This window comes from Methanobrevibacter sp., assembly GCF_045539575.1.
GTDB lineage: Archaea > Methanobacteriota > Methanobacteria > Methanobacteriales > Methanobacteriaceae > Methanocatella.
The window spans coordinates 1-5,370 of sequence record NZ_JAZQFM010000050.1 but is presented as its reverse complement, the minus strand read 5'-3'; the positions used below and the strand labels follow the sequence as shown (position 1 = coordinate 5,370).

The 5,370-nt window shown below is 34.6% G+C and carries 7 protein-coding genes; all 7 read right to left on the bottom strand.

Annotated features, from left to right (window positions below):
• Window positions 1-51 precede the first annotated feature (51 nt).
• The gene (locus ACKI30_RS06265) at window positions 52-978 is read right to left on the bottom strand and encodes a F420-nonreducing hydrogenase (protein WP_298525164.1); all 927 of its coding nucleotides are present in this window, start codon (window positions 976-978) and stop codon (window positions 52-54) included.
• Window positions 979-993: 15 nt separating this feature from the next.
• Entirely contained in the window at window positions 994-1,419 is a 426-nt protein-coding gene (locus tag ACKI30_RS06260) for a hydrogenase iron-sulfur subunit (protein WP_295598452.1), read from the bottom strand.
• 319 nt (window positions 1,420-1,738) lie between these two features.
• Window positions 1,739-2,989: a SufB/SufD family protein gene (locus tag ACKI30_RS06255; RefSeq protein WP_407410838.1), complete on the bottom strand. Its 1,251-nt coding sequence runs from the start codon at window positions 2,987-2,989 to the stop codon at window positions 1,739-1,741.
• On the bottom strand, window positions 2,958-3,713 hold the full coding sequence (locus ACKI30_RS06250) for an ABC transporter ATP-binding protein (RefSeq protein WP_407410836.1): 756 nt from the start codon (window positions 3,711-3,713) through the stop codon (window positions 2,958-2,960). The genes ACKI30_RS06255 and ACKI30_RS06250 overlap by 32 nt, the downstream gene beginning before the upstream one ends.
• Before the next feature lie 121 nt (window positions 3,714-3,834).
• A complete protein-coding gene (locus tag ACKI30_RS06245; protein WP_296884071.1) occupies window positions 3,835-4,104 on the bottom strand; it encodes a PRC-barrel domain-containing protein in 270 nt (89 codons plus the stop codon).
• A 55-nt stretch (window positions 4,105-4,159) separates the two neighbouring features.
• Window positions 4,160-4,768 (bottom strand): NTP transferase domain-containing protein, encoded by a 609-nt coding sequence (locus ACKI30_RS06240; RefSeq protein WP_407410834.1) that lies wholly within the window; start codon window positions 4,766-4,768, stop codon window positions 4,160-4,162.
• Between the two features lie 16 nt (window positions 4,769-4,784).
• The coding region (locus tag ACKI30_RS06235; RefSeq protein ID WP_407410832.1) for a DUF2114 family protein at window positions 4,785-5,370 on the bottom strand (586 nt) is incomplete at its 5' end.

Below are 5,370 nucleotides of genomic sequence, written 5' to 3'. Positions count from 1 at the left end.
TTAGCGTGTCCTTCAATACGAGTGACAGGCTCCATAGTAAGTTTAACCATTTTATTCTCCTCCTTTCTGCATTTTGATTGGTACTAAAGCAGCAGGTAATGTGTAAGTATAGAATGTACCTACAATATCATCTAATTGATCTGCGACAGTTTCAGGATCAACGGTTTTATCTTCTTGTACACCGTAGTCAGATGCAATCGCACTGATCATTTTTGCTCCTTGGTCTAATACTTTAGCGGTAGGACCGTAACATCCTCTACATTGGATACCAATGGAAGGACATTCTGCACCACATAAGGATACGGTAGCAGGACCCATACATACTAAACCTTGGGTAATTAAACATAAATCAGGTTCTGGTAAACCTAATTCGAATTGTCTTTTAATGAAGTCCATAGCTAAACCTGCAGGTGGTTTTTCTCTAGGACATACTTCACAAAGGTTGGTTGAAGGTAATTCAATAGTTTCTCCTCTTAATAATGTTAAGATAGCTTCTGCTACAACATCAGAACGAGGTGGGCAACCTGGAATCATTAAATCAATGTCCATAACTTCACCGATAGGTCTTACTCTGCTTTCGAGATGAGGTACATCTTCGTGAGGAATAATTCCTTCAGGGTTTACGGTTGATACAGAGTTGATGTATGCTTCTTCTTCTAATTCTTCTACAGTCCATAAGTTTCCAAGACCTGGAATACCACCGTAGCAGGAACAGGTTCCGTAAGCAATAACCATGTTAGCTTTTTCGTTTAACATTTCAGCTAATTCTCTGTTTTCATCGTTTCTTACTCCACCTTCGACAATAATAATGTCTAATTCAGGTACTTCGTCGTATTTAGTATCCATGAGTACAGGGGAAAATTCAAAATCTGCAAATTCCATTACATCAATTAATGATTCGTGGAAATCAGCAATGGATAAGTGGCAACCGGAACATCCACCGAACCACATAGTTCCTATTTTAACTTTATCTGCCATATTTATTCCTCCAATCTATCTTTCAGCATCTAATTGTTGTTTTAATGGAGCTGGACCTAATTCTTTGATTCTGTTAACCATCATTTTAACAGATGAAGAGAATTTTTCACCTTCGGATGCGGAAATCCAGTCGTGGTGAACTCTTTCTTTTCCAATTCCCATATCTTCAACTAATTTATAAATTAATCTCATTCTACGATCTAATTTGTAGTTTCCAGCATCATAGTGGCAGTCACCCATGTGACATCCAGCTACGAATACACCATCAGCACCTTCTTGGAATGCTTTCAAAACAAATTGTGGGTCAATTCTTCCTGAACACATTACACGAATAACTCTAATATTCGGTGGGTATTGCATCCTTGCAGTACCAGCTGTGTCTGCTCCCCCATAGGAACACCAGTTGCAACAAAACATTACAATTTTTACATCATCAGCCATAGAGTTTCTCCTCCTCTATAAATATTTTTTTGCGAATTTAGAAAAACTTGCGCCCTTCAAATTCTAATTTTAAAGTTTTGTAAAAAATTTTAAAATCTTCTTTTAAGACAATACTATTTAGGCATGCCTTAAAATCACAATTTCCGTACGTAATGAGCTAGCTCAGCAATACATTATGTACTGATTAATATATTTCATTAATAATTAATATAAATGTTACTTGGAAATTTAAGTCAAAAAGTTTATATAGTATAAAACAAGATGAACGAAAAATAAATTATACAAAAGAAAATAAGAAAAAAAGAAAAATTAGATGGAATTACATTCCATCAAGACTCATATCAATCATATTTTGAGTTTGTTGAGCTAATTCGTCAGGAAGACCAGTGATATCCATGTTTAAAAATCCTCTTACAATCATGGATTCTGCATCTTCTTCGGCAATTCCTCTAGAAGTCAAGTAATTAATCTCATCTTCTGAAATTTTACCCACAGCTGCTTCGTGAGACATTTCCAAGTTTGCAGAACTAGCTTCAAGTTCTGGAACTGCATAAATGAAACTGTCATCAGACAATACCAATCCGTGACATTCCAAATGACCTTTTACATCAGGAACGGTACCTGCTAAATGACCTCTAGCATAAATTTTTGATTCGTCCTGTGCCACAGCTCTTGAAATAACTTCTCCTCTTGCACCTTCAGCATTCAAAAGCACTCTTGATCCTACATCAATAATGGAGTCTTTTTTACCACCTTGGATACTTTGGAAAATAGCTCTTGAATTTTTACCGTCACAGTAAGCAGTAGGGAAAGACTGAATAGTGCTGACAGGACTGGTTAAAATATAATTGTTAATGTAAGTAGAGTTATCCATTAATTTAACACCAGTTCTAGGACGTACTTCAACTTGTTCTGCCCAGTTGTGAACCATAGTGAAAGTGATTTTAGCACCTGGTTTCAAATACATTTCAGATACACCAACGTGCATTGCAGAGCCAACATCGTCTCCGGTTGCACAACCGGTAATTAAATGTAACTCAGAGTTTTCTTCAGCAATAATCACATTGTGTGCTGTTTGCATAATATCCTCATCACTGATAAACATACAAGCCTGTACAGGCATTACTTCTTTGGTTCCAGGCAATGACCTTACAAAATACCCGCTTAAAACTCCATTTTCCTGTTCATTTAAAGCAGTTTTAGCAGTGTATTTATCCGCATCAGGTTTAACAACATTCCAAAGATAGTCATCCAACCAGCTGTATTTATCCATTGCAACAGCCATATTCATTACTTCAATAGAATCAGACATGCTGTTGTTAGTAAAAATGTTACTTTGGTCAACTTGTAAAAATGATCCAGACCTGTTTTTCTCTTCGGTATCTACACCAACCTGTAGAAGATCTTTTTGGGTCTGTTTATCTAAATCCTTTAAGTCATCAATCATATCTAAAGCATTTACAGTTTCATCAGTGAAATTTTCAATAGTAACGTCAGCTCCTAAAGCTGCTTTTTTGTCTTTTGCTCTTTCAGCATCACTATAAACATTGCGCACACTCAACACATCCATTAAAACCGTTTTTTCTAATATCTTCTAAAATTTCAGTAGGATTTCCGGAACAAGAAATTACACCATCGATTAAAACATGTGCTTTATCTGCACTTACAAAGTTTAAAATGTAACCTAAGTGAGTAATTAAAAGTCCACTTCTTTTTCTTGAACCTTGTGGTTTATCCTTATCAAGCAATGTACCTATTTCAGAAGCCAATAATTCTACATTTTCAATATCCACACCGGAATCAGGTTCGTCAAACATAGTGAAATCAGGCATTTGAGCCAATAACTGTAAAATTTCTGAACGTTTTACTTCTCCCCCTGAAAATCCTAAATTGACATCCCTGTCTAAAAATTCATCGCTGAATTTAAGCTGTTTAGCCAATTCTTGCATTCTAGGATTCAATTCTTCATCCATATCCTGATGAGATTCAATTTTTAATAAATCTCTTACAGACACTCCTCTGATTGAAGGAGGGGTTTGAAAACTTACACCAATACCTAATTTAACTCTTTCAGCAGTAGTTAATTTAGTAATATCTTGACCTTTAAATTTAATAGAACCTTGAACTACGTCATATTGTGGAAAACCCAAAATAGTTAAGAATAAAGTACTTTTACCAGCACCATTAGGTCCTAAAAGAACATGAGTTTCGCCTTCAGCAATAGAGAGATTGACATCTTTTAAAACTCTTTTACCAGCTACTTCTACTCCTAAATTTTCTATTTCAAGCAACATATAATCACCTTAAAATTAAAATATGAATTTGTTTTATACTATAATAAATATAGCATTACCAAATATAAATAGTTAACAATTGTTAGAAAAAAAAATAATAATAAAAAAGAGATAACTGAAATTATTCAGTTACAATAATAAATTCGCCGACTTTTTCTACTTTAGCAAAAGGAACTAATAATAAGTCACCGTTTCTTTTAGCACCTTTTACATGGATATTGCGGTCGCTTTCTACTCTAATAGCTATATCAACAATTTTACCAGTTTTTTCATTAATGATTAATTCATCTAATACTCCAAGGATACGTGCATTGTTGGTAGCTACTTGATAATTTTTAATTTCACTCCATAATTTTTCTTCTCTTTTAGGAAGTTGTTGTTTATTTTCCATTTAATCACCTGATAAAAATTAAATCTAATTATATAAATATATAATTTCATTATATTTAAATATAATATTCATTGTGCAATTTTTCTGCTACCCGACTATCTAAAAGGGTATTAATATTCAAGGCCAGTTCACGCTTAGGAATAACTAATTGATCCTCATCCTGAACAATATTGATACTTCTTAAAACATTTAAACCTGATGGAACCAGCCCGTTAAACTCATAAGAGTAGTCAAGTCCCAACTCCTCAAAAATCTCGACTGGAACCAAAGTGGATAATGCATCCTTACCGCAACTCAAATAATATTCCAGAACATAATCTATTGTTTGTGTGGAAATAAACGGTAAATCGGCATTAATAAAAAGTAAAACATCCTTATCTGATTTTTGTTCAAAATAATCTAAAATGTAGGACAAATCAGTAAGGTAACTTTCTCCGGAAGTATCCAATATCTGAAAATCTCCACCAAGATTATTGAGATATTTTGCCGTTTCGGGAGTGTGATGACTTACAGCAATAACTGTTTTATCGATTAATTTAGAGGCATTCAAATTGTCAAGTACATATTTAATTAAAGGTTTATCATGTAATTTAAAAAGAGGTTTTTCGCAGGGAACTTTAAGTCTAGTTCCCATACCTCCAGCCATCAAAATTGCATAAATCATGACAAACCACTAAAATTTAAGCGAATTTTCCGCCTGCCATTTTCATACGGTCTTTAAGAATACATCTTCCGCCTTGTTTACCACCAATAGGCACTTTAGGAGTACCCATTGAGTTCATACAACGAGCCATAATAGCAGAACCTAATGCAAGACCGTCTTCGACAAATACCACATTTTCAAACTTATCCTGAACAGCTTCTAAAATAAGTTCAGGTTTACGACCTGTGATACCTGCCCTACCAGTAATTCCTAAAGCGGAACCTGGAACAATAACATTTTCGTTGAATGCAACATCTAAAACTCTTTTTACGATATTGGTACTTACGTAATCCAATGTTGACAGCAAGGTTGGAAGTCCATCAGCATCATAGAATTGAGCACCCAATTCCATTAATTCTGGAAGTTTATCACCATTGAATCCAACATCACAACCAATCAGTGTAGTTCCAGCTTTTTCAGCTGCAACAGGATTGACCGGAACAGTTCCGAATCTTTCAACATCCATTGGAACTTTAGTAATGTTAATTAATTTGTGTGCTTCAAGTGCATTGGCTTCAGCCTTCTTATGGTCAGCTTTTTTCATTGCCTTTTCATCATATAAA